1 pseudogene is annotated in these 212 nt (G+C 73.1%); it reads left to right on the top strand.

The window, feature by feature from the left end:
- A pseudogene (locus tag QWY29_RS20850) lies at positions 1–212 on the top strand (GTPase HflX); the annotation flags it as partial.

The raw sequence follows: 212 nt of genomic DNA, 5'->3' as shown, positions 1-212 counted from the left end.
AGGTCGAGCTGGCGCAGCTGACCTACCTCAAGCAGCGCCTGCGTGGCTGGGGTGGCAACCTGTCGCGCCAGGTCGGCGGTCGCGCCGCCGGCGGCGGCGGCATCGGTGGCCGCGGTCCCGGTGAGACCAAGATCGAGACCGACCGGCGCCGGATCAACACCCGGATCGCCAAGCTCCGCCGCGAGCTGCGCGAGATGAAGGGCACCCGCGAC

This window comes from Nocardioides abyssi, from assembly GCF_030412915.1.
Taxonomy (GTDB): Bacteria; Actinomycetota; Actinomycetes; order Propionibacteriales; family Nocardioidaceae; genus Nocardioides; species Nocardioides abyssi.
This window is presented reverse-complemented; position numbering and strand designations above follow the sequence as displayed.